Source organism: Methylophilus aquaticus (assembly GCF_030769565.1).
Classification (GTDB): Bacteria; Pseudomonadota; Gammaproteobacteria; order Burkholderiales; family Methylophilaceae; genus Methylophilus; species Methylophilus aquaticus.
The window spans coordinates 20,282-43,025 of record NZ_JAVCAP010000036.1; the positions used below are offsets into that span (position 1 = coordinate 20,282).

The 22,744-nt window shown below is 52.6% G+C and carries 24 protein-coding genes; 15 read left to right on the top strand and 9 right to left on the bottom strand.

The window, feature by feature from the left end; genetic code table 11:
* Positions 1-28: 28 nt before the first annotated feature.
* The 4 genes from cydP to cydX are packed head-to-tail and all read left to right on the top strand — an operon-like array spanning position 29 to position 3,068.
* Positions 29-247 (top strand): cytochrome oxidase putative small subunit CydP, encoded by a 219-nt coding sequence (gene cydP / locus Q9291_RS13535; protein ID WP_306390651.1) that lies wholly within the window; start codon positions 29-31, stop codon positions 245-247.
* The gene (locus tag Q9291_RS13540; protein ID WP_306390652.1) at positions 244-1,797 is read left to right on the top strand and encodes a cytochrome ubiquinol oxidase subunit I; all 1,554 of its coding nucleotides are present in this window, start codon (positions 244-246) and stop codon (positions 1,795-1,797) included. Before cydP ends, Q9291_RS13540 begins: the two co-directional genes overlap by 4 nt.
* Positions 1,798-1,808: 11 nt before the next feature.
* Entirely contained in the window at positions 1,809-2,948 is a 1,140-nt protein-coding gene (cydB, locus tag Q9291_RS13545) for a cytochrome d ubiquinol oxidase subunit II (protein WP_306390653.1), read from the top strand.
* 12 nt (positions 2,949-2,960) lie between these two features.
* A complete protein-coding gene (gene cydX, locus Q9291_RS13550) occupies positions 2,961-3,068 on the top strand; it encodes a cytochrome bd-I oxidase subunit CydX (RefSeq protein ID WP_306390654.1) in 108 nt (35 codons plus the stop codon).
* Here cydX and Q9291_RS13555 read toward each other — a convergent pair.
* Positions 3,065-3,526 (bottom strand): hypothetical protein, encoded by a 462-nt coding sequence (locus Q9291_RS13555; protein WP_306390655.1) that lies wholly within the window; start codon positions 3,524-3,526, stop codon positions 3,065-3,067. The two genes, cydX and Q9291_RS13555, sit on opposite strands and share 4 nt — an antisense overlap.
* Positions 3,527-3,682: 156 nt before the next feature.
* Between Q9291_RS13555 and Q9291_RS13560 the strand changes: the two genes are divergently transcribed.
* Positions 3,683-4,675 (top strand): AraC-like ligand-binding domain-containing protein, encoded by a 993-nt coding sequence (locus Q9291_RS13560; RefSeq protein WP_306390656.1) that lies wholly within the window; start codon positions 3,683-3,685, stop codon positions 4,673-4,675.
* On the opposite strand, the gene Q9291_RS13565 is transcribed toward Q9291_RS13560, so the two are convergent.
* A complete protein-coding gene (locus Q9291_RS13565; RefSeq protein ID WP_306390657.1) occupies positions 4,672-5,679 on the bottom strand; it encodes a zinc-dependent alcohol dehydrogenase family protein in 1,008 nt (335 codons plus the stop codon). The genes Q9291_RS13560 and Q9291_RS13565 overlap by 4 nt on opposite strands.
* Before the next feature lie 285 nt (positions 5,680-5,964).
* On the opposite strand from Q9291_RS13565, the gene Q9291_RS13570 reads away from it, so the two are divergent.
* From Q9291_RS13570 to Q9291_RS13580, 3 genes are read left to right on the top strand one after another with little or no spacing between them, the layout of a single operon-like run.
* Positions 5,965-6,420 (top strand): (2Fe-2S)-binding protein, encoded by a 456-nt coding sequence (locus Q9291_RS13570; RefSeq protein WP_306390658.1) that lies wholly within the window; start codon positions 5,965-5,967, stop codon positions 6,418-6,420.
* Between the two features lie 10 nt (positions 6,421-6,430).
* Positions 6,431-8,602 (top strand): xanthine dehydrogenase family protein molybdopterin-binding subunit, encoded by a 2,172-nt coding sequence (locus Q9291_RS13575; RefSeq protein ID WP_306390659.1) that lies wholly within the window; start codon positions 6,431-6,433, stop codon positions 8,600-8,602.
* A gap of 21 nt (positions 8,603-8,623) precedes the next feature.
* Complete coding sequence (locus Q9291_RS13580) at positions 8,624-9,604, top strand: XdhC family protein (RefSeq protein WP_306390660.1); 981 nt, start codon at positions 8,624-8,626, stop codon at positions 9,602-9,604.
* On the opposite strand, the gene Q9291_RS13585 is transcribed toward Q9291_RS13580, so the two are convergent.
* Positions 9,557-10,216, bottom strand: a complete 660-nt coding sequence (locus tag Q9291_RS13585) for a nucleotidyltransferase family protein (RefSeq protein ID WP_306390661.1) — start codon at positions 10,214-10,216, stop codon at positions 9,557-9,559. The two genes, Q9291_RS13580 and Q9291_RS13585, sit on opposite strands and share 48 nt — an antisense overlap.
* Positions 10,217-10,353: 137 nt before the next feature.
* On the opposite strand from Q9291_RS13585, the gene Q9291_RS13590 reads away from it, so the two are divergent.
* Positions 10,354-12,858, top strand: coding sequence for a sensor domain-containing protein (locus Q9291_RS13590; protein WP_306390662.1), 2,505 nt, complete (start codon positions 10,354-10,356; stop codon positions 12,856-12,858).
* 83 nt (positions 12,859-12,941) lie between these two features.
* Positions 12,942-13,865, top strand: coding sequence for an extracellular catalytic domain type 1 short-chain-length polyhydroxyalkanoate depolymerase (locus tag Q9291_RS13595; RefSeq protein ID WP_306390663.1), 924 nt, complete (start codon positions 12,942-12,944; stop codon positions 13,863-13,865).
* Between the two features lie 12 nt (positions 13,866-13,877).
* On the opposite strand, the gene Q9291_RS13600 is transcribed toward Q9291_RS13595, so the two are convergent.
* Positions 13,878-14,672, bottom strand: coding sequence for a MipA/OmpV family protein (locus Q9291_RS13600; RefSeq protein ID WP_306390664.1), 795 nt, complete (start codon positions 14,670-14,672; stop codon positions 13,878-13,880).
* Between the two features lie 325 nt (positions 14,673-14,997).
* On the opposite strand from Q9291_RS13600, the gene Q9291_RS13605 reads away from it, so the two are divergent.
* Positions 14,998-15,444, top strand: a complete 447-nt coding sequence (locus Q9291_RS13605; RefSeq protein ID WP_306390665.1) for a DUF3429 domain-containing protein — start codon at positions 14,998-15,000, stop codon at positions 15,442-15,444.
* On the opposite strand, the gene Q9291_RS13610 is transcribed toward Q9291_RS13605, so the two are convergent.
* Positions 15,445-16,395: a serine protease gene (locus Q9291_RS13610; RefSeq protein WP_306390666.1), complete on the bottom strand. Its 951-nt coding sequence runs from the start codon at positions 16,393-16,395 to the stop codon at positions 15,445-15,447.
* A 747-nt stretch (positions 16,396-17,142) separates the two neighbouring features.
* Here Q9291_RS13610 and sbmA point away from each other — a divergent pair.
* Both sbmA and Q9291_RS13620 read left to right on the top strand, forming a co-directional pair.
* Entirely contained in the window at positions 17,143-18,369 is a 1,227-nt protein-coding gene (sbmA, locus tag Q9291_RS13615) for a peptide antibiotic transporter SbmA (RefSeq protein ID WP_306390668.1), read from the top strand.
* A gap of 202 nt (positions 18,370-18,571) precedes the next feature.
* Positions 18,572-19,615: an NAD(P)-dependent alcohol dehydrogenase gene (locus Q9291_RS13620; protein ID WP_306390669.1), complete on the top strand. Its 1,044-nt coding sequence runs from the start codon at positions 18,572-18,574 to the stop codon at positions 19,613-19,615.
* A gap of 181 nt (positions 19,616-19,796) precedes the next feature.
* On the opposite strand, the gene Q9291_RS13625 is transcribed toward Q9291_RS13620, so the two are convergent.
* Positions 19,797-20,018: a hypothetical protein gene (locus Q9291_RS13625; protein WP_306390671.1), complete on the bottom strand. Its 222-nt coding sequence runs from the start codon at positions 20,016-20,018 to the stop codon at positions 19,797-19,799.
* 119 nt (positions 20,019-20,137) lie between these two features.
* Positions 20,138-20,998 carry a Tim44 domain-containing protein gene (locus Q9291_RS13630; RefSeq protein ID WP_306390672.1) on the bottom strand — a complete coding sequence of 287 codons (861 nt, stop codon included), beginning with the start codon at positions 20,996-20,998 and terminating at the stop codon, positions 20,138-20,140.
* Between the two features lie 214 nt (positions 20,999-21,212).
* Between Q9291_RS13630 and Q9291_RS13635 the strand changes: the two genes are divergently transcribed.
* The gene (locus Q9291_RS13635) at positions 21,213-21,467 is read left to right on the top strand and encodes a hypothetical protein (RefSeq protein WP_306390673.1); all 255 of its coding nucleotides are present in this window, start codon (positions 21,213-21,215) and stop codon (positions 21,465-21,467) included.
* A 15-nt stretch (positions 21,468-21,482) separates the two neighbouring features.
* A complete protein-coding gene (locus Q9291_RS13640) occupies positions 21,483-21,743 on the top strand; it encodes a KTSC domain-containing protein (protein ID WP_306390674.1) in 261 nt (86 codons plus the stop codon).
* A gap of 84 nt (positions 21,744-21,827) precedes the next feature.
* Here the strand turns inward: Q9291_RS13640 and Q9291_RS13645 are convergent, their stop codons facing one another.
* Positions 21,828-22,082, bottom strand: coding sequence for a hypothetical protein (locus Q9291_RS13645; RefSeq protein WP_306390675.1), 255 nt, complete (start codon positions 22,080-22,082; stop codon positions 21,828-21,830).
* 73 nt (positions 22,083-22,155) lie between these two features.
* Complete coding sequence (locus tag Q9291_RS13650; protein ID WP_306390676.1) at positions 22,156-22,671, bottom strand: YgjP-like metallopeptidase domain-containing protein; 516 nt, start codon at positions 22,669-22,671, stop codon at positions 22,156-22,158.
* Positions 22,672-22,744 lie beyond the last annotated feature (73 nt).

Sequence of the window (22,744 nt, forward strand, 5' to 3'; positions counted from 1 at the left end):
CGCTAAAGACAGTTCGAAAGGATAAGCCATGTGGATTAAACGGTGGCTGTCGCATTATCGCAACAGTGTGTTGTTCAGGCACCTGAGCTGGGTATTATGTCTGAAACTGCTGTTGCTGTTCTTGCTCTGGCAGGTGCTGATTAAACCCAACAAGCTGCACCCGGATACCGCGATGGTCATAGACCATATGCTAGGCAGCACCCATGCTCCAGCCATTGCCCAACCCGCCTCAGGAGAATCACAATGATTTCACACGAACTGGTTGATTTGTCGCGGCTGCAATTTGCCGCTACCGCCATGTACCACTTTTTATTCGTACCGCTCACCTTGGGCATGGTATGGATGCTGGTCATTATGGAAAGCGTCTACGTCATGACCGGCAAGGTCATCTGGAAAGACATGACGCGCTTCTGGGGCAAGCTGTTTGGCATCAATTTTGCGCTGGGCGTCACCACCGGCATCACGATGGAGTTTCAATTCGGCACCAACTGGGCCTATTACTCGCACTATGTCGGCGACATTTTTGGCGCACCGCTGGCCATTGAAGGCCTGATGGCGTTTTTTCTCGAATCGACGTTTATCGGCCTGTTTTTCTTTGGCTGGGATCGCCTGTCCAAACACAAACACCTGATGGTGACGATGCTCTTGGCGGTTGGCACCAATTTATCTGCATTATGGATTTTGATTGCCAATGGCTGGATGCAAAACCCGGTCGGCGCCGCATTTAACTGGCACACCATGCGCATGGAAATGACCAACTTCTGGGATATTCTGATGAACCCGGACGCGCAGGTGAAATTTGTGCATACCGTGTCGGCAGGCTATGTCACCGGCGCCATGTTTGTGCTGTCGATCTCCAGCTGGTATTTGCTGAAAAACCGCAATATGGAATTCGCCAAGCGTAGTTTCAGCGTGGCCGCTGCGTTTGGGCTAGCCGCTTCGGCCAGTGTGATTGTGCTGGGTGACGAATCTGGCTATACCGTGGGCGAGGCGCAGCAAACCAAAATGGCCGCGATTGAAGCCATGTGGGAAACCAAACCCGCACCGGCCGGACTCACGCTGATTGCGGATATCAATGAAGCGGAAAGCAAAAACAACTGGGAAGTAGAACTGCCATATGTAATGGGCATTATCGGCACCCGCTCCCTGAGCAAGACCATTCCGGGGATTGACGAGATCAAGGCCAAAAACCGCGAGCGGATTATGAACGGTATTCCAGCCGTAGTGGCGCTGGAGCAATTACGTGCCGACCGCAATAACACTGACGCCGAAGCCACCCTCAAAGCGCATCTGCATGACCTGGGTTTCGGTTTGCTGCTCAAACGCTACACCGACCACGTGGCCAGCGCCACCCCGGAGATGATCACACAAGCGGTCAATGACACCGTACCACGGGTCACCCCCATGTTCTGGGCATTCCGCGCCATGGTGGGTCTGGGATTCGCCTTGCTGGCTTTGTTTGCACTGGCCATGTGGAGCAGCATCAAAGGCTGTTTTACCGAAAAACCCTGGTTGTTAAAGTGGGCGTTATGGATGTTGCCTGCCCCATGGCTTGCCGCCGAACTTGGCTGGTTTGTCGCAGAATATGGCCGCCAGCCCTGGACCATTTACGGCGTATTGCCAACCCACTTGTCGGTTTCCACCCTGAGTGTGGAAAGCCTGTATGGTTCACTGATCGGCTTTGTCGGCTTTTACACGGTGCTGCTGGTGGTTGAAATGTATTTGATGGTGAAATTTGCCAGACAAGGCCCCGGTTCTTTAGGCACCGGACGCTATGACCAAGAAGTACATGCCTGAGGAGCATACACATGGACTATGTCACATTAAAAATTATCTGGTGGTTATTGGTGGGCGTGTTACTGGTCGGCTTTGCCATCATGGACGGTCACGACATGGGCGTGGGCACACTGTTGCCGTTTGTCGGCAACAGTGACGATGAACGCCGGGTGGTGATTAACACCGTCGGCCCGCACTGGGATGGCAACCAGGTCTGGTTTATCACCGGCGGCGGCGCGATTTTTGCCGCCTGGCCACTGGTGTATGCCACCGCATTCAGCGGGTTTTACTGGGCGATGCTGGCCGTGTTGTGGGCTTTGTTTTTCCGTCCGGTGGGCTTTGATTACCGCAGCAAAATCCACGACGCGCGCTGGCGCAGCACCTGGGATTGGGGCTTGTTTATCGGCGGCGCCGTGCCACCACTGATTTTTGGCGTGGCTTTTGGCAATCTGTTACAAGGGGTGCCCTTTGAGCTCAATCAGATGCTGATCTCGCATTACAGCGGCAGCTTCTGGCAACTGCTTAACCCGTTTGCATTGCTGTGCGGGGTGGTCTCCAGCGCCATGATCACCATGCAAGGGGGCATGTATCTGGCCCACCGTACCGAAGGTGCGATTCAGCAACGCACCATCACATTGGCAATCAGGGCAGCATGGTTAATGGCTGCAAGCTTTGTCGTGGCCGGTCTCTGGCTGCGTTTTGGAGGGATTGAAGGCTTTATGCTGACCTCCAGCCTGGATCCTGCAAGCTTGCCCGACCCACTGGCAAAAGAAGTGGTCCGCTCCGCCGAAGGCTGGTGGCAGAATTATGAAAAACAACCGTGGATCTGGGCACTACCCTTACTGGGCATGGGTGCCGCACTGCTGGCCAGCAAACTGGTCAGTGCAGGCCATACCTTGAGTGCCTTTGTGGCCTCATCAGTCAGCATTCTCGGCGTGATCGGCACCGCTGGCGCGGCTATGTTTCCGTTTATCATGCCGTCCTCAACCCAGCCCAATGCCAGCTTGACGGTTTGGGATAGCGTGTCCAGCCACCTGACCTTGCAGATCATGTTTTATGCCACCCTGATTTTTATGCCCCTGATTATCTATTACACCAGTTGGGCCTATCATGTCATGCGCGGCAAAGTCACCGTGGCTGATATACAAGCCAACAGTCATCAGGCTTACTAAAGGAGAATACATATGTGGTACTTCACCTGGATACTGGGCGTCGGCTTTGCCGTGATGCTGGCCATCCTCAATGCCATGTGGCTGGAGTCAGGTGATGACCAGCGCGATGAGCCACTTTAGCGTGATTCACCAGCACTTGACGGCGCTTGCCAAAAACTGCGCAAGATGAATACCGCGGCCTTACCAAAGCCGTAGCTGGTGGTCACAATGCTAGCCAGCAGATAACACTGAAACAGCATGGGAGGCGGCAGTTGCGGATTATCCAGTGCTGGAAACACCGCCATCAGCAGAAACAGGCTGGAGTTGGTAAATGCGCCAATCACCATGGCCCAGCGCACATGCCAGGGCAAGCGGACACGCGAAGCAGCAATCCCCAGAATCAATGCTGTCATCAGCAGAAAATCGATATGTGCCTGCAGCAGACGCGTGAATTTTCCGGCAAATACGGATTTCAGCACAGGCACACCAAAGTTAAGGCCTACCATGCACCATGCAAGTAATAAGGCCATCAATAACCATAAAGCTGCCCCGGTGAGCAGCATGCGGTGTTCATGCTCGCTAGAAGTCAACGGTTGCATACATTCTCCTCTTGTTTAAATGTGCCATAGCTTAGGCCACATCTCAACGGCATGCTTGATGCGGACGGTGGTCAAACTTGACTACAGCGGAGATATCGCAGTTGCCAAGCCATACCGCTTGTGTCTAAATAGCCCTACCAAAGGGAGAGACATCGCATGCAGGTAACAGCACAAAAAGTGGGGGACTTGGGGCGCAGATTCAGTACGGCGGATATCCAGCCCTGGCACAAAAAAGCGTGGCTACGTGAAGTGATTGGGCGCGAATATGCAGATGTTGAAATTATTCCGCCTGCCACAGCACCGCTGTTTAATGAGATGACACTCTACCCATGGCAGTCTGGACAATTGTCGGTGATCCACTCCGGCAGCATTCGCATTGAGCGGGGTAAGCGTGAAATTACCCAAGCCCAGCTCGATAATTATTTCGCAGTGCTGCTGCTTGATGGGCGCTACGCCTTGCAACAACAAGGCAAAGAGGTTTTTTTAAATCCTGGAGACATCACGCTGTATGATGCTACCCGCCCGCACCAGATCCATTGCCCACAAGATTTTTCCAAGCTGATTATTTCCATTCCACGACCATTGCTGCATCAGCAACTGCCCGCAGCCGGCCTCTGCACCGCCATACATATTGATGGTCAACACGGCACAGGCGCAGTGCTGTCTGCATTGGTCCGCACGCTGGCCAGCCAAGTCGCACGACTGTCTGTTGACAGCTTCAATACCAGCATAAAAAGTGTGATAGATTTATTGTGCATGGCCTGCCATGCGCATGACCAGGGCCCCTTGTATTTATCCCGCAGCGGGACGTTGTCGCTGATCAGGGTCAAGGAATTTATTGCTAGCCACCTGCATCAGGGTGAACTCGACAGCCAGACGATTTCTGCTGCAACGGGCTTATCCAGCCGCTATATCAACCAGCTATTTGCCGAGGAAAACACCTCGTTAATGCGTTATGTCTGGCAACAGCGACTTTCCCTCAGCGCACGCGCACTCCACCATAGCAGCCAGCGCCATCAGAGTGTTTCCGAGATCGCGCTGGCCAGTGGCTTTAATGATTTTTCGCATTTCAGCCGTGCTTTCAAAAAGCAGTTTGGATTATCACCGCGCGCCTATCGACAACAACCCGGCACGCAGCCCCGGCACTAAATCTGCAGGCATATTTTGCCAAAGTGACGACTCCTTTCCTGATACTGGAATGCCTGCACCATATCTTCCAGCGCAAATACTTTATCCACCACCGGATGCATGCTATTGGCATCAATGGCTTGAATCATGGCCTGCTGCTGTGTGCGGTTACCCACCAGCACACCTTGCAGTCGCAACTGTTTGATCAATGCCATCACCAGTGGGAAGTGACCTGCCAGCCCGGTTAAAATCCCGATCACCGAGACATGGCCACCCACCCGGGCAGCCAGCATGGATTGCTCCAGGGTAGCCGGACCACCGACTTCGACCACATGGTCCACACCGCATCCATCCGTGATGTCGCGTGCCAAAGTACCCCAAGCTGGTGTAGCTTTATAATTAATCAGATGATCGGCGCCCAGCGCTTTGAGTTTTTCCAGCTTTTCTTCGCTGGAAGAGGTTGCAATCACCGTCGCGCCTGCCAGTTTGGCAAACTGCAAGGCAAAAATAGACACACCGCCCGTGCCTTGCACCAGCACCGTATCACCGGGCTTTAAGTGGTCATCCGACATGAGTGCCCGCCATGCTGTGAGTGCGGCAGTGGTCAAGGTAGAGGCTTCGATATGCGTCCAGCCTTTGGGGGCCAGCGTGAATGACTCCACGGTGGCGGTGACCAACTCGCGTGCATAGCCATCCACGCCATCCCCGGGTACAGTGGCAAAGCCTTCCACAAGCGGCTCGCCGGATTGCCAGGTCGGGAAAAACGTACTCACCACAGAGTCGCCAACCTTAAATGCCGTCACACCAGCCCCCACCGCGACCACCTCCCCGGCACCATCCGCCATGGGAATACGGGGTTCGCTCGGCCCCCACATGCCGCTGACAACTGCAAAATCATGATAGTTCAGGGAGTTGGCGTACAGGCGTACGGTGACTTCTCCGGCCTTGGGCAAACGGGCTTCTCGCGAACCCACTGTGACGTTGGCGTAGCCGCCACCCGCTTGCAAAATAATCGCTTTCGTCATGACAGCTCCAATCTTGTTGTTTTAACAAAAAAATCCGCTCAATCCTGTTGAGCGCCGTATATATGGTTTGCTTTCTTATCGCGCCGACCCTGAGCATAGTCAGCATGATTGTGGCGCAAACTGCCACGGCCTATTGCATCAAAAAGTGGAATTATCAATTCCAGCTACGTCCATACAATCATGCATGTTCTTATGCCATGATATGCTTCAAACTCTACGCACTCAAATTCCATGTAATAGATGCTTTGCTCGTACCCATATGTTTGAACCTCAGGAAATCGCCCTATGAAATTGAATATCAATGGTCAAGACACCGAACTCAATGTCAGTGACGACATGCCTATTTTATGGGCGATTCGTGATATTGCTGGCTTAACCGGCACCAAATTCGGCTGCGGCATGGCGCAATGTGGCGCCTGTACCATCCATCTGGATGGGCAGGCGATTCGCTCCTGCGTGACGCCCGTCAGCGCGGCGGTCGGCAAAAAAATAACCACGATTGAAGCCATGCAGGATGATAAAGTCGGGCAAGTGGTACAGGCTGCCTGGCAAGAAATTGACGTGGTCCAGTGTGGCTACTGCCAGTCTGGCCAGATCATGTCGGCCACCTCATTACTCAGGCAAAATCCCAAACCCACAGATGCGGATATTGATAACGCGATGAGTGGCAATATTTGCCGGTGCGGCACCTACCAGCGCATCAAGGCAGCCATCCACGAAGCCGCCGAGAAATTGGCTTAAGGAGCGCACAATGTCAACCAATATCAATCTCTCCCGCCGCACGTTCATTAAAGCCACTGCCTTTGTTGCAGGCGGTTTGGTCATTGCGTTTTCCATTCCTTATGCCAAGCGCTTTATGCAAAAAGAGCAGGCGGCTGCACCGGGGCAGGACAAACCCTTGCCCGTACCCAATGCTTTTCTGCGCATAGGCACTGACGATTCGATTACCGTCATGCTGGCGCACAGTGAAATGGGGCAAGGTGTGTGGACCACCCTGCCGATGCTGATTGCAGATGAACTGGATGCGGACTGGAGCAAGATCAAAGTGGAACATGCGCCAGCAGCCCCCGATTACATTCACACGGCCTATGGCATTCAAATCACAGGCGGCTCGTCAACCACCTGGTCTGAATTTGATCGCTATCGTCAGGCAGGGGCGTTGACACGTGCGCTGCTGATACAGGCTGCGGCAAACACCTGGGGCGTTGCTGTGGATAGCCTGCGTACCGAAAACGGCTTTGTACGCAACGGCGAGCAAACACTCAGTTATGGACAATTGGCTGAAAAAGCCGCAGGACTCGAGACACCCACACACGTCACCCTCAAAACCCCGGATCAATGGAAATTTATTGGCAAGCCCACCCGCCGTCTGGACAGTGCAGAGAAAATCAATGGCACGGCCAAGTTTGGGCAAGATATCCAGTTTGAAGGACTCAAGATTGGCATGGTGGCGCGTTCACCGGTTTTTGGTACCACACTGGCATCCGTGGATGACAGTGCTACCCTCAAAGTGTCTGGCGTGATTAAAGTGGTCAAAGTGCCGACCGGTGTAGCGGTGATTGCCGACCATTACTGGGCCGCCAAACAGGGCCGCGACGCACTGAAACTGACTTGGCAAACCGAAGGCAAGGAAAAACCGGATTCGGCCGCCTTACTGAAGCAGTATTCAGCGCTGGCACAACAACCCGGCCTCAGTGCCGCCAAAGCCGGGGATACGGCACAGGCACTCAAACAGGCCGCACACACCGTGACTGCCGAGTATGTCTTGCCTTATTTGTCGCATGCGCCGATGGAGCCGCTTAACTGTGCCGTTAAAATTACGGAGGATGGCTGCGAAATCTGGACTGGGACACAAATGCAAACCACCGATCAGGGAGCGGCGGCCAAGATACTCGGCATGCCTCCGGAAAAAGTCATGATTCATACCCAGTTTTTGGGAGGCGGCTTTGGCCGTCGCGCCAATCCGCGTGCTGACTTTGTCTCGGAAGCGGTAGAAGTCGCCAAGGCGGCAGGCATGCCGGTGAAAACCGTGTGGAGCCGTGAAGACGATATCAAAGGGGGCTTTTACCGCCCGATGTTTGTCCATCGTGCCAGCATTGGTATGGACGCTGACGGCAAGCCACAGGCCTGGCAACATACGCTGGTTGGGCAATCGATTATTCTGGGCACGCCGTTCGAAAAAGTCATGATTAAAGACGGCATCGACGCGACCTCGGTAGAGGGTGTGGCTGATTCCCCCTATGTCAAAGACTTGCCCAACCATCAGGTCGAACTGCATACCATGCCCTCTGCCGTACCTGTCTTATGGTGGCGCTCGGTCGGGCATAGCCACTCGGCCTTTGTGATGGAAAGCCTGATTGATGAGCTGGCCCATACTGCGAAGCAGGATCCCGTCGCCTATCGCCGCCAGTTGCTGAAAAACCATCCGCGCCATCTGGCGACACTGAATCTGGCTGCCGAGAAAGCGGGGTGGGACAAGCCACTGCCAGAAGGCATATTCAGAGGCATTGCCGTACACGAATCATTCGGCAGTGTTGTCACCCAAATTGCCGAGGTGTCGGTCAAGGAAGGCCAGGTCAAGGTACACCGCATGGTAACGGCGATTGACTGCGGACTGGCCGTGAATCCGGATGGCGTCAAAGCACAAATGGAGTCCTCGATTGCGTTTGGACTGGGTGCTGCGCTCAGTAGCGAGATCAGTTTTAAAGACGGTGAAGTGGTGCAATCCAACTTCCATGACTATCAGGTATTGCGCATGAAAGACATGCCCAAGGTCGAGGTATACATCGTGCAGAGCAGTGAAAAAATGGGCGGCGTCGGCGAACCCGGCCTGCCACCAGTCGCTCCGGCGGTCACCAATGCCATTTTTGCGGCGACAGGCAAACGCCTGCGGTCGCTCCCCATTGCCAACCAGTTGGCCTAACAGTTCAGGTCACTCACATTGATGCAATCTTCTGATCTGGATGTACTGCAACGCGCGCATGACTGGCTACGGCTAGGCCATCGTGTACATTTGTTCACGGTCATTCAAACCTGGGGCTCAGCCCCCCGCCTGCCTGGCGCCATTCTGGTGGTACGCGATGATGGACATTTGGTAGGCTCGGTGTCAGGCGGGTGTATTGAAGATGATCTGGCAGACCATGCCCGCAAAGGCACGCTGCCTGACCATGCGAGCATTCTGGAGTACGGTGTCAATCAAGCGGAAGCCCAGCGTTTTGGGATTCCCTGCGGCGGGCAATTGAAAATTTTTGCCGAACCCTTGCATGCTGCCGAACAGTTGGCGCCGATGCTGCAAAGCCTGACTGAACGGCGGCTGCTCAAGCGCTCCATTCACCTGTACACAGGCGAAGTGGTATTGCGCCATGTCAAGCCGGAAGGCCAGCCCAATATCGACGGTGAATGGTTTCACACCTACTTTGGCCCGCAATGGCGACTGCTGGTGATTGGGGCCAATCAGCTGGGTTCAATATTGGCGGCCATGGCACAGGCGCTGGACTTTCACGTGCTGATCTGTGACCCGCGTGAAGAAATGCGTGCAGAATGGCATGTGGAAGACGCAGACTGGCTGAGCGGCATGCCGGATGATGTGGTGCTGGATATGCAGCCGGATCACCACACCGCGATTGTGGCGGTGACGCATGATCCGAAACTGGACGACATGGCCTTGCTGGAGGCGCTGAAATCGGACGCGTTTTATGTCGGGGCGCTGGGCGCAGTCAAAAACCAGGAAAAGCGCAAACAACGTCTGCGCAGCTTTGATTTAAATGAACAGGAAGTCAACCGCCTGCATGGTCCGGTGGGCTTGCGTATTGGCAGCCGCACCCCGGCTGAAATTGCAGTCTCCATTCTCGCCGAGCTGATTCAGGTCAGAGCCCAGTTACAAATCAATGGTCTTGCGGCCGAAACCCGTCTCGCCGCTGCCTGAGCGCGCTTCGCGCAAGGCCTCCGGCGTATCAATATCCTGCAAAATACCGTGGTCGGTACATTCCAGTAGCGTGATTTCCTCCGCATACTGTTTGAGCACTCCGCGCGCGCCCTGATCTCCTTGCACAGACAGCAATGCTGGCGTGAAGCGACGGGAGAATCCGACAGGGTGTCCTCTCTTTCCCTGAAACACAGGTTGCACAATCTGCGCCCCCGTCTGTATGTGCTGCGCCACGGCAAAGATGGTGGCAGGCTTAATCAATGGCATATCTGCCAAAGCCAGCACATAGCCGGACAATGCAGGGAATAGCGCTTGTGCCGCCTGAATGGCATATTTCAAACTGTCAGCCATCTCGTGTGCATCACACATCACCACCTGTAGCCCCAAAGCCGACAATGCAGCATGCAGGGTGCTGTTTTCAGGGCGAATCACAGCCACCACAAAGGGAATGACCTGCCGGAGATGACGCGCCGACACCTCAGCCACAGTGGCATCCTGTTCAAAGGGTTGCAACAGTTTATCCGCATCGCCAAAGCGGCGTGAAAAGCCTGCGGCCAATAAGATGCCGACCACAAGCGGCGGCGGATTCAACGTGATCTGTGCATTTTGCATACCCATGCAGATTAGGAGATTTGTTGCGCAGACGTCAACCTTGATTTGGTCTACACAGCCCGAGCATTCGGCTAGCAAGCCGAAATGTTGCAATTGATGTACACTCGACTGCGTTGAGACAACTAAAGACGATGAATATGTCTGTCACCCAACCCGCAAACGCTGAAACCATCATGCAAACAGCTGGCGACCTGCATGATATGCATGCCTTTCTGCCAGCCATATCAGCACTGTTTGACCTAATGCCGGACAGCGTCATTCTGCATGATGCACAGGGCACGCCTGTCTATATCAGCCATGCACTCAAGCAAGATCTGGAGATTACATCACTGACAGAGCTTTCGGCATGCTTTAGCCCTGCGCAACGCGAAGAGTATAACCAGCAATTAAAAGTGACCATGAGTAGCCAAGAGGCCACTCAGATGGTGTGCCACTTTGACCATGGTAAATTCAGTCTCGATATCAACAACGTTATTAGCTTTTACCCCATCATCAACCGGCAGTTGCAATGTCTGGGGGTATTGGCACACAGTTATCACCATGCGTTACAGCAACACTTGCAAGAGATTTCCTCACACGCGCAAAAAGCCTACATGCGTTCTTTGCTGGATGGGTTTCCTTTTCCAATCTGGATGAAAAACCGCTCTGGCATGTTTGTCAGTGTCAATCGGCAGTTCTGCAGAGAGTTTGGGTTTGACCACCCACGCGATGTGCTGGGTAAAAATGATTTCGACCTGTTTGATACCGAGATGGCACAACAATTCAGAGCCGATGACCAGCACGTGCTGCACACCGGCCAGGAAAAACGGATTGTTGAGAAAATTCGCAAGGCCGATGGCACGCTTTATTGGGGCTATACCCACAAAACGGCCGCGCGCACCAGTGAGCACGTGATCGGCACGGTTGGCTTTACCCGTGATGTTTCAGAGGAACGCAGACTGCAAGCAGAAATTGCCGAACTTGAAAACGAATACGCCTTGCTGATGAACAGCATCCCGATTGCGATCATGGTGTACGACATGTCACTCCGCCGCCTCCTGGTCAATGACTACTACTCGAAACTGATTCGTACCGACGGCCGCGCATTTCTTGGCAAGACCCCGGCAGAGACGTGGAGCCCGTTTGTGGTCAACCTGACCGCCGATGACTACATGCATCATATGCATACCGTGATCGCGACCGGGGAACCCGTATTTTTTGATATGGTACATACCCGCGATGCCAGCGGTCACAGTACCCATGATGTCAGGCTGATCCCGCGGCGTAACAAAGATAATGAGATTTGCGGCGTCATCGCCGTTGTGCAGGATGTGACCATGGTGCATGAATCACGCCTGCGCAACGAACACCAGGCCCACCATGATGCGCTGACCGGACTGCCCAACCGTATTTTGCTGGCCCAAGAGCTGGAAGAGGCGACCAGCCATGCCCGGCAGGTAAACGAAAAATTTGCATTCCTGATGCTGGATCTGGATGGTTTTAAATCCATCAACGACTCGATGGGCCATGATATTGGCGACAAACTATTGCAGGAAGTCGCGCAACGACTGCAAACACTCACACCAGATGACGGCTTTTGCTGCCGACTGGGCGGCGATGAGTTTGCCATGATACTGCGCCACATGCAAGACCTGAGCCAGGCCAAAACTCTGGCCAGCCACTGCTTGCAATCCCTGCACCAGAGTTACCTGATTGATCAGGTTGAATACTATATTTCTGCCAGTATCGGCATTGCGGTGTACCCGGATCATACCGCCAACAGTGAGGATCTGATCCGCTTTGCCGATACTGCACTGTATGGGGCCAAAGATGGCGGGCGCAATAGATGGTGTTGCTATGACGTCGGCTTTACCCATCAGGCTGAACGGCGATTTCATGTGGCAAATGCTTTACGTACGGCCATCAGGCAGCAAGAACTGTCATTGGTGTTTCAACCGATTGTCAATATGTCAGATCGCCGCATCCATGGCGTGGAAGCGCTTTGTCGCTGGCATTCAAAAACACTGGGGGTTGTTAGCCCGGCAGAATTTATTCCGATTGCCGAGCATACTGGTCTGATGCTGGTGCTTGGCAAAACCATCATGGCTTATGCATTCGATGCTGCCTACCAGATCAACTACCTGTCCAATCCCGGCATACGTGTGTCAGTGAATGTGTCGGCCCGCCAGTTCAACGACCCCAAGTTTGTGGAGCAAGTCGGTCAACTGCTATTACAGCACCAATGCCAGCCACAATGGATTAAACTGGAAATCACCGAGAGCCTGCTGCTGGAGTACTCGCACGACGTATTGATCAAACTCAATCAGCTCACTGGCATGGGCATGCTGATTGCACTCGATGACTTTGGTACCGGGCACTCGGCACTCAGCTACCTGTTCAAGTTTCCCTTGCAGCAGATCAAAATTGACCGCTCCTTTATTCAGGATATTGAACTGAACCCCACCAGTGCCAAGTTAATCAAGGCCATCATTGCCATGGTCGGCAGTATGGAAAAAGAACTGGTGGCAGAAGGGGTGGAAACACAAAAACAAGCCGAATTGTTGCAGCAATTTGGCTGCAACATGGCCCAGGGCTTTTTGTACTCAACGCCGCTGGCACTGGACTCACTGCTGAGTCTTGCACATAAACAATATACGCTTTGATACCGCGCTGTAGCCAGCAAGTCAACCTGCTGGCTTCAAACAGCGTTAGGCAATCTTAACACCCACCATTGAGGGAGCCTGTCATGCCTTTATCACGCCTTGTCTGCCTCTGCCTGCTGTGTTATTGCATGCAATTTCATGCCGTGTGCATGGCGGCAATACAGTCCGGAGACAGCGCATTTGAAACGGCGGCCGGAGTTGAGAAGCGCGCCTATCTGGTACATGTACCCCCGCAATATGACGGCAGTAAACCGATGGCATTGGTGCTGGCACTGCATGGCGGGGGTGGCAATATGCGCATTCAGGCCAACGAATCTTACTACCACCAGCTTTCGGCGGCTGACCAGCATGGCTACATTGTGGTGTTTCCTAATGGCTACAGCCGTTTACCCGGCGGCCGGCTGGCCACCTGGAATGCAGGCAAGTGCTGTGGTGCCGCACAACAAAAAAACATTAACGATGTGGCTGTCATTCGGCAAATCATTCACGAGATGCAACAGCGCGCCAATATTGACCCCCGCCGCATCTATGCACAAGGCATGTCGAACGGTGGCATGATGGCTTACCGGCTGGCTTGCGAGCTTTCAGACCTGATCAGTGCAGTGGCTTCAGTGGCTGGCACGGATGGCACCCTGGAATGCAATCCATCCCAGGCCGTATCGATTTTACATATCCATGCACTGGATGATGACCATGTGCCGTTTCAAGGGGGCGTTGGCGAAAAGTCACCGACAAAAGTGTCGTTCAATGCCGTCCCTGCGATTGTGCAAAAATGGATCCGTTTACTGCACACCTCCTCAAGCCCTGAACGGGTACTTGCTGTACCAGGCGCATACTGTGAACTGTATGGCGGTGGCAATCAACAAAGCGAGGTCAAGCTCTGCGTCACCGAGCGCGGTGGCCATGCCTGGCCAGGCGGCAACAAAGTCAGAGGCGGTGACGCTGGCAGCACGGCCATCTCTGCCAACGATCTAATCTGGCAGTTTTTCAGCACACACGTCCGATAGTTGCTTGCAAGCCTAAAACGGAATGCTGTAACCAACGTATGCCAACGGCTGCAAGCGGGTTTCCGTGATCGGGCTGTCATACTGGGCATGGCTCAGGCGCGTGACAAAAGCACCAAACAAAAAAGAGTGGGTTTGCATGACCGGCACCACTCCATTCACGCCCATCTGTAACTCCACACCGGAATCTGCACGGTATTGCGGACGCGTAGCACTGGCTTCACTGGCTGCGACGCCAAAATAATAATCGTTGAATTTCTGATTATTCCAAGTCACACCCAACAGTCCATTTAATCGTAACTCTGGGCTACGGATCAGGCTTTTAATGTATTGCAACTGCACCTGCTGGCCATTGCTGTGGCCACTGGCGTCGGCAGTCCATTGCGCGTTAAAGGTGCCCAGCTCGGTTTGCCAGCGCACATTGGGGCCAACAAAAATCGAAAAATCACGGTCTTCCATTCCGCGCGTACGTCTGCCATCTTTGGCATCCCAGCCAAACCTCGCCTCGGCCGCAAGACCAACACGCAGGCGCTTGTCCTCGCTATCCAGTAACCACACCCCTGCCTGCAAGGCATTAATATAAAAACGGTCGCCATAGTTGGCATTGATAATCGGCAACACCAGTGCCCGGTATTCGTCAGCGCCGGACGTTTTAGGTAGCACCCCGAGCCCAATACCATACAAGTTCCTGGCGCGGGGCACTGCGGTTTCAGTCTCACGGTCTATGCCCGATTCGGCCTGTGCCCGTGCAGAAAAAAGGACCATGAAAAAGATGGCTATGCGGAAAAACATGCGCGGAAATTTTATCATCTGTAAACTCTCGGTAAATGGCTATTAACAAAGTGTGCGGCATTCTGGGGGCAGCGCTTACTCCCTGTCATAGATTGCCGCCACTACCGCAAGTTCAGGTCGGTTTGGCCTTATGGGTGCCTCTAAAAATTCAAATTACTAAGCTAGCCTTGGCGCGAGTAAAAAAATTTGACGCCGCATATAGTTGATATGTAAGGAGACATTTTTTATGAGCAACGCAGTATCGCAACGGAATTTGAGTTTTTAGAGGTGCCCTTATACAAAACCGACACAAAACCAAACACAGAAATGACAGTCTGAGTCCTCTGACCCAAGGAGAAAAGTCGTGAACAAACAGCAGATAAAACTTGCCAGTATTCTCACCATCGTAGGCGCATTGCCATTCGTGGCTGCCGTCGCTGCACAACTGGCAGGCGTCAGCGCTTATCACACCAGCTACTTTAGCCTGACCTATGGCGCAGTCATACTGTCTTTTCTGGGGGGCATGCATTGGGGGGTATTTTTATCGCAGGCGCATGTTGCTCGCATCAACTTACTGGTGAGCAGCAATCTGTTTGCCTTGCTGGCGTGGCTCTCGTTACTGATGCTGGTGCCGTTGACCCAATATTTAATTCAAATCACCTGCTTTTTGGCTTTGCTGCTGATTGATCGCAAACTGGCGGCAGATGGCATGATTGAGCGCTGGTTTTATAATCTGCGTAAACAGGTCACGCTGGTGGTGGTCGTGTGTTTGGCAACGCTGGCAGTGTTAACCTTCAAACACGCACTTTAGCTAGCTGCCGTTTTTCAATTGCTGAATTTTCAGTGTAATCTGGGCGCCCTGCTCTTTATCCAGCGCGCTGACAGGCAATTGCAGTGACTCCAGTGCCGGCAGATCTTTTTGCGCAAAGGCCACGCGAGATAAAGCCAACATGGCGTCAAGGTCACGCTGGTTTAACACATAAGCCTTGCGCAAGTCGCGTTTGGCCAGCTCCAACTGTTGCAAGCCTTCTTCAGCCAGGCCAAGAAAATACCACGCATCGGCTGAGCCAGGCTCTTCAGCAATCCACTGGCTGGCAATCACTTTTAGTGTCTGCCACTCCTCATTCTGGTAAGGAATCACCACCTGCATAAAGTACGGACGTTGCGCCATAGGCAAAGCCCAGAATGGCATCTCCTGCGTTTTCAGAGAAGTGATCTCAGGCGAGGCCATCAACTCCTTGATCCACTCTACCGGCAAGCTGTAATAAAAAGCACGGTGCCCCGGGCTTTTAAAAGTCGTCAATCCAATCAGGTTAAAGTCCTGATCAAATAACGCCCCGCCGCTAGACCCCATTGAAAAGGAAGCGTTGGATCGCACAATCAGGCCGCCATCATAGCGATGGATGCCTTTAATATTGCCATAGGAAGGCTGAGGCACTGGCGCGGCCGCTGGAAAGCTGAGGCTGAACACCTCCTCTTCATACTTGAGCGTCGTGCTGTCACGCATTGGAATCGGCTTAAATGGCAGCGGGTCAAATTTCAACAGGCAAATATCTCGCCTCCAGTGAGCCTTAAGCGCAATCGGCTGATAACCATCCCGGAATTTGGCAATATTCGCACCATTACTGTTTGCCAGTACATGACAATTGGTTGCCACATACTCTGGACTGACCACCACACCAGATCCTCTGCCATTGGAGCCGCCGGGCATGTCGGTAGTCACCATGACAATGGAATGACTTAACTCCAGGGTCTCTACCATGCTCGGCTGTGCTTGCGCCAGAGCCCGGCAAAAGAGCAATCCAACGGCAGTCATTATTAGTGGCTTCATCATCAATCCCGGATTTTTATAAAGGAATAAGTTAACAACCCTGAAAATATGACCATGCGCCCATGCAATTGTTTGCTGATCGCGAAAATATTTATGTGCGTAAAGCATTTCTGACAAACAAATCAGAGATTACCTACTGCTTGCTTGTAGCCAAGCGTCTTTATCATTACATTACTGGTCTTGATTCAGCACACCGTATCACCCAGCCCAATGGTTGGCGTAAGCGCATTTTTACGTCATAGATAAAGCGTTTGCAGTTCGGATAAATGGCCTCTAAAAATGTACCCTCCAAAATCATACATGGTTCCCAAGATGATCTTTGTCAATGTATTGGCACTCATCATGATCACCTTTGAACAACACGCCCCGGCAGAGGTTAAAACCAACCCCACAGAGCCACTGATGCAAACACATACTGCACTGCCGCAATTGCAGGCAGTGCCCTTCAAAAAACAAGTAAACGCATCGCAAAAACCTGCTGCTGCCAAAAGAACGGTTTTACATACGCACAAAAACAAAAGACATCGGGATCCGCACCTGATCAGCGTCAGCGCCACGCCGATAAACTGCTGCTTCAGGGGAAACCTCTAGTACTTAAAAGCCTCCATTCGGAGGCTTTTTTGTTGCAGGTCTTTGTCGGAGGCAATACACTGGCAAAAACATCATTAAGAAAAATCTATGTTCAAGTCCTTTTTTCCTGATTCGCGCTGGTTCTGGCCTTCTGTCATTGTCTGGTCCATTATTTGTTGTGGTGTGTGGTTTGAATTTAGTGCTGCCTTGGGCACTATGCTGGGTCTGTCTATTGATGAAAAGGAGCCGGTGATCGGATTGGGGCATTTTGTCACCGATGCGTTCAAGCTGTTTTATCTCTATTACGCCATCAGCGTGGCACTGTTTGCAGCCTTCTGGTTTAAATACCAGCCGAGCCGCTGGCAATGGTGGTCTATCGTGGGCTCAGCCTTTATTCTGTTTTCAACTTACTATTCGGTGCAAGTGTCGGTCGCCATCAATAACTGGCGCCGTCCATTTTTTGATGCCGTACAGGCCGCGCTGTCACCCAACTCAAAGGTGACGACAGCAGAACTGTATATGCTGATGCTGCAATTTGCCGAAATCGCGTTTGTGGCAATTTTCATTTATGTCATCACGCGCTTTTTTGTCAGCCACTATATTTTCCGCTGGCGCACGGCCATGAACACCTTTTACACCAGCCAGTGGCCGCAAGTGCGCAATATTGAAGGTGCTTCGCAACGGGTGCAGGAAGACACCATGCGCTTCGCCACCATCATGGAAGGCCTGGGCGTCTCGATGGTTGAAGCAGTCATGACGCTTTTCGCGTTTTTGCCTGTGCTGTGGAGTCTCTCTTCTTACGTCAGTGAGCTACCGGTATTCGGACAGATACCTGCGCCCTTGTTCTCGGCAGCGATTGCCTGGTCACTGTTTGGCACATTATTACTGGCCGCCGTGGGGATCAAACTGCCGGGGCTGGAGTTCAAAAACCAGCGCGTAGAAGCAGCCTACCGCAAAGAACTGGTTTACGGCGAAGATGATGCGGCGCGTGCGCAACCGGCAACACTGTCAGAGCTGTTTGCAGATGTTCGCAAGAACTACTTCCGACTGTATTTTCACTATATGTATTTCAATGTGGCGCGCAGCCTGTATTTACAAGCAGACAATATCTTTGCCTACCTGATTCTGGTGCCAACCATTGCCGCAGGAAAAATCACCTTTGGTCTGCTGCAACAAATACTGACGGCATTCTCGCAAGTCAGTAATTCATTCCAGTATCTGGTCAATTCCTGGACCACGATTGTCGAACTGTTGTCTGTCTACAAACGACTCACCGCATTTGAAGCGGCGATACAGCATGAGGCATTGCCCGAGATTGAGCGGACAACGCATTAATTGCTTTCACCAAAAGGGCCATCAGGCCCTTTTTTATTGCCTTGCAGAATCAAGGCCATCATCCCACATTGCACCATTCTGAATTCCATTTAAATGTCTGTATTGAAACGAACAAGCTTTATAAAATAGATGCATTAAGCTGGTTGCGATTGATGCTTCCTGCAGCAAAACCCCGTGATGACATCTGGAATCGGAGAACACCATGAAAACAGCCGCCTATGGCGTACAAAACGCGACCACGCCAGTCGCCCCCATGAGCATAGACCGTCGTGAGCCAGGCCCACACGATGTACTGATAGATATTGCATATTGCGGCATTTGTCACTCAGACATTCATCAGGCCAGAAATGAATGGGGCGGTGGCTCACTTTACCCGATGGTGCCGGGCCATGAAATTGTGGGCCGCGTCAACAAAGTCGGCACGCATGTAACAAAATTCAAGCTGGGGCAACTGGTTGGCGTCGGCTGTATGGTCGACGCCTGCCGCCACTGCGAAGAGTGCCATGCCGGTGAAGAGCAATACTGCGACAACACGGTGTTTACATATAACGCCAAAGATCCAAAACACGGCGGGCTGACCTTTGGCGGCTATTCAGAACGCATTACCGTGGATGAACACTTTGTGCTTAGCGTACCGGAGAATCTGGACACCAAAGCGGTGGCGCCATTATTGTGTGCGGGCATTACCCTGTATTCACCCCTGCGCCACTGGGATGTGCAGCCAGGGCAGAAAGTCGGCATTATCGGCCTCGGCGGCCTCGGCCATATGGGGGTGAAACTGGCCGCAGCCATGGGTGCGCATGTGGTGATGATTACCACCTCTGCCAGCAAAGCCGCGGACGCCACCAGATTGGGCGCACATGAGGTGCTGATCTCAAAAGATGCGGATGACATGGCCAAACATGCGGCCAGTTTCGACCTGATTATCGATACTGTCCCGGTCGCCCATGATCTCAACCCCTATATCGGCTTGCTCAAACGTGACAAAACCATCGTCCTGGTGGGGCCGCTGGACCCGCTGGAGGTGCATGGCGCCAACCTGATCACCAAGCGCCGCCAGGTGGCTGGCTCATTGATTGGCGGCATTGCCGAAACCCAGGAAATGCTCGATTTTTGTGGCAAACACAATATCGTGAGTGATGTGGAAATGATATGCGCCGCTGACATCAATGAAGCCTATGCGCGCATGCTGAAAAGCGATGTCAAATACCGCTTTGTGATTGATATCGCTTCGCTTAAATCATAAGTTTGTATGCGCGGCGCGCGACAGCTTGGCGCAGGCAGCCTCATTATCAGGCAGCCCGGTGTTTACCTACCTAATCAAGGACTTCCGGCATTAGCCAACAAACACTCCAGAGAGTTATCCACAAAAAATGTGGAGAGAATGCTGTCAGTGCATGTGGAGGCCAAGAGTGCAAGCGTCAAGCTTAATCTTCTTCATCCGTTGTATCCAGACTAGGCCTGGGCTTGTTGGCATTACATTCAAATCCGGCCTTTTCAAGTGCAATACGATAATCACAAGTCGGCAAATGGCCTTCGAGCAAGCCGTTGATTTTGGTGGTCTCCTGCTTGCAGAACACGCACCGATAGCGGTGTGCCTGCCCTTCGTAATGCTCTTGCGGATAGTCGATATAAAATGATTTTTTCATAGCTCTCTCCAAGTGACGAATTTATCGTACGCCGAGTAGGCGTCAGAGGCAAGGCTCGAAAAGGCAATAAAAAAGACCTGGCCCCGGCCAGGTCTTTTGAGTACGGCCAATGGACGCAATCAGGCCACTTGCTGTATCCCTGCCAGCAACCAGGGAGCATTGCTACGCTGCAAGGCTTTCTGCAAATGCCAGATTTCATCAATCTGCTCGACAGGGCCATCATTCTCACGCAACTGGCCGGTATAGCGTACGCTGGCGATCGTGTAATCACCTTCAGTCACCACTTCCAGCAGCTCTGCATCAATGCTGACCACATCCGTCACCTGCGTGGCGTCACCGCGTTCCTGCATTTGCAGGCTGATTTCGGCATACACTTCCGGCGTCGTGTATTCACGTACATCATTCAGATCTCTGCGATCATTGGCGGCCTGCAAACGGATAAACCAGGCCTTGGCACTGCGCAAAAAACCCTCCATCGGGAAATCATCAGGAATCGTCAATGCCTGTGGTGTGCCTGCGCCAGTGCTGATACCACTGGTGATGCCGCTATTGTAGGTATTTTCGCTGCGAAACCCGGCGGGCGGATAACCACTGCCCGCACTCGCATAGCGCATGTTTGCAGGCTGGGGTTTGCGCAACTTGTTGACCAGAAATACCAGGAATGCGGCACCGGCCACCACCATGAGTATCATGCTCAGATTATTGGCAAAGTCGCCCAATCCACCATGGGAGAAGAGTGTGGCTAATCCAGCACCGATTGCCAGCCCGGCCAAAGGCCCCAACCATCGGTTGGCACCGCCTGGTTGCGCCGGGGCTGCGGGTTGCGGCGCAGGCTCAGGTGCGCGCTGCATTTGCTTGGTGGGTGCAGACCGGTTTTTACCAAAGCTGCTGCCTCCGCCAAACCGTTTGGCTTCTGCCACGCTACCCAATAAACTCAAACAGGTCAGTACAACCATCCATACCATCCAAAAACGTTTCATGTGTTCCTTTAACATCAAGATTAAAAACAGACCATACGATCATGCCCCTCCCGTCATTGTACGCAGTAAACTGAATGCCGGGATACTTGTCTGACTGATATAGACATGACAAGGTTGCATTGCAATACCCTAGGCACGCATAAGCATGAAATGCCTTGGTCAAGCCAGCCATGCTGCCGCATAATAAGCAAATACAGGCATTGAAAGGAAACATATGTTTAAATCAACACTGTTCAAAGTAAAACAATGGTTGTGGACCCGATGGCAATCCCTGCTGGGCACCGACCGTGCCTACACCAGGTATCTCAAGCATTTCGAGCATTACCAGACCAAGGTAGTCGATGGTGCATTGCAACAATCCCTGAATATCCAGCCCATGAGCAAAGAGGCTTTTTTATCAGCCTGGCAAAAAAAACCGCTCACACCAAAAGCAAAATCTTGTGGCTGTTCATCTGGCGGCTGCCACTAGGGCCTCATCCCGCTCATGGAAATGACCAAAGTCTATGCCGGGAAGTTACGTGCCATCGGCTATGATGCAGCCAAGCGCCTGTTAAGGATCGAACTGGAAGATGGCAGTGCACTGGAGCATGCCAATGTCGGTGCAAGTATCTGGCATGCGCTGCAAAATGCCGGTGCGCAATGGAGTTACTACCGGGACCATATTGAAGAAGAGTTCACCGCCAGGCGCGTGTCAACGCCTTCTGTCACTGGCGGTAAAAATCCGCTGGATGATCTGTTCGGCTAGATAGCAGGCAGGCATTATCTACAGCCGCTTGCATGCAGATTAAGTCCCAGCCTCAACAATAGTAGACGCAATGATGATGCACACTTACATTGAAAAATCCGAAGACATGTCCATCGTATTGGGGCCCTCGGAAACCGGCGCAGCCGCTGGCTGCTCGCTGAGCCACGCCGCATAGGCGCGCTGCTCGGCAGCAGATAATGCCAACACCTCATGTTGGCTCAAGCTTTGAAATGACCGACCATCTGTAGTCACATCTTCACTCGCCTGCGCCCGCAGGCTCACCATACAGGCCAGCAGCCCCAATAACATCCAATCCTTCAACGTAAACCTAAACCACATGCCAACAACCTCGACAAAATCATCCAGCAACAGATTCTATGCCAGTATACTTCACTGCTTCAATGGGAAAACGTCATGAATGGGTAGTGTTAGCCAAGGCTTGCCATAACAAATATACCCGGCAGTCAAACTCATATTGCGGATACTCGGGTTCCATATGCATGCATAGCTGGTAAAAAGCCTTGTCGTGATCCCGCTCCTTCAAATGCGCCAGTTCGTGTACCACGATCATTTTAAGAAATGCCAGTGGCGCAGTTTTAAAAAATGCCGAAATGCGGATTTCTTTCTTAGCCTTGAGCTTGCCACCCTGTACCCGTGAAATGGCAGTGTTCAAGCCCAGCGTTTGTTTTTCGATGGTCAGGCGGTTATCAAAAGTGACCTTGTCCAGCAAGGGTGCATTTTTGAGGTAACGTTGCTTGAGATCAACACAAAAATCATACAAGGCTTTGTCACTCTGAATTGCGTGCTGCTGCGGATAACGCTGCTGTAAATAGACCCCTAACTGTCCTTGCGCGTGCAACTGCCCGATCTGGGCATGCAAATGGGCAGGATAATTCGGCAGGTATCGCTGGATTAATTGTGTGGACATATGCTCATATTAAAGCGGAATTACACCTCGTGGGTCAACGTGGTCTGATTACAAGTTTCCAGTATGGCATCCC

Excerpts from the sequence above, each read along its gene's own strand:
- cydP (WP_306390651.1), top strand. The coding sequence starts at position 29 with ATGTGGATTAAACGGTGGCTGTCGCATTATCGCAACAGTGTGTTGTTC.
- Q9291_RS13540 (WP_306390652.1), top strand. The coding sequence starts at position 244 with ATGATTTCACACGAACTGGTTGATTTGTCGCGGCTGCAATTTGCCGCT.
- cydB (WP_306390653.1), top strand. The coding sequence starts at position 1,809 with ATGGACTATGTCACATTAAAAATTATCTGGTGGTTATTGGTGGGCGTG.
- cydX (WP_306390654.1), top strand. The coding sequence starts at position 2,961 with ATGTGGTACTTCACCTGGATACTGGGCGTCGGCTTTGCCGTGATGCTG.
- Q9291_RS13555 (WP_306390655.1), bottom strand. The coding sequence starts at position 3,526 with ATGCAACCGTTGACTTCTAGCGAGCATGAACACCGCATGCTGCTCACC.
- Q9291_RS13560 (WP_306390656.1), top strand. The coding sequence starts at position 3,683 with ATGCAGGTAACAGCACAAAAAGTGGGGGACTTGGGGCGCAGATTCAGT.
- Q9291_RS13565 (WP_306390657.1), bottom strand. The coding sequence starts at position 5,679 with ATGACGAAAGCGATTATTTTGCAAGCGGGTGGCGGCTACGCCAACGTC.
- Q9291_RS13570 (WP_306390658.1), top strand. The coding sequence starts at position 5,965 with ATGAAATTGAATATCAATGGTCAAGACACCGAACTCAATGTCAGTGAC.
- Q9291_RS13575 (WP_306390659.1), top strand. The coding sequence starts at position 6,431 with ATGTCAACCAATATCAATCTCTCCCGCCGCACGTTCATTAAAGCCACT.
- Q9291_RS13580 (WP_306390660.1), top strand. The coding sequence starts at position 8,624 with ATGCAATCTTCTGATCTGGATGTACTGCAACGCGCGCATGACTGGCTA.
- Q9291_RS13585 (WP_306390661.1), bottom strand. The coding sequence starts at position 10,216 with ATGCAAAATGCACAGATCACGTTGAATCCGCCGCCGCTTGTGGTCGGC.
- Q9291_RS13590 (WP_306390662.1), top strand. The coding sequence starts at position 10,354 with ATGTCTGTCACCCAACCCGCAAACGCTGAAACCATCATGCAAACAGCT.
- Q9291_RS13595 (WP_306390663.1), top strand. The coding sequence starts at position 12,942 with ATGCCTTTATCACGCCTTGTCTGCCTCTGCCTGCTGTGTTATTGCATG.
- Q9291_RS13600 (WP_306390664.1), bottom strand. The coding sequence starts at position 14,672 with ATGATAAAATTTCCGCGCATGTTTTTCCGCATAGCCATCTTTTTCATG.
- Q9291_RS13610 (WP_306390666.1), bottom strand. The coding sequence starts at position 16,395 with ATGGTAGAGACCCTGGAGTTAAGTCATTCCATTGTCATGGTGACTACC.
- sbmA (WP_306390668.1), top strand. The coding sequence starts at position 17,143 with ATGTTCAAGTCCTTTTTTCCTGATTCGCGCTGGTTCTGGCCTTCTGTC.
- Q9291_RS13620 (WP_306390669.1), top strand. The coding sequence starts at position 18,572 with ATGAAAACAGCCGCCTATGGCGTACAAAACGCGACCACGCCAGTCGCC.
- Q9291_RS13625 (WP_306390671.1), bottom strand. The coding sequence starts at position 20,018 with ATGAAAAAATCATTTTATATCGACTATCCGCAAGAGCATTACGAAGGG.
- Q9291_RS13630 (WP_306390672.1), bottom strand. The coding sequence starts at position 20,998 with ATGAAACGTTTTTGGATGGTATGGATGGTTGTACTGACCTGTTTGAGT.
- Q9291_RS13635 (WP_306390673.1), top strand. The coding sequence starts at position 21,213 with ATGTTTAAATCAACACTGTTCAAAGTAAAACAATGGTTGTGGACCCGA.
- Q9291_RS13640 (WP_306390674.1), top strand. The coding sequence starts at position 21,483 with ATGGAAATGACCAAAGTCTATGCCGGGAAGTTACGTGCCATCGGCTAT.
- Q9291_RS13645 (WP_306390675.1), bottom strand. The coding sequence starts at position 22,082 with ATGTGGTTTAGGTTTACGTTGAAGGATTGGATGTTATTGGGGCTGCTG.
- Q9291_RS13650 (WP_306390676.1), bottom strand. The coding sequence starts at position 22,671 with ATGTCCACACAATTAATCCAGCGATACCTGCCGAATTATCCTGCCCAT.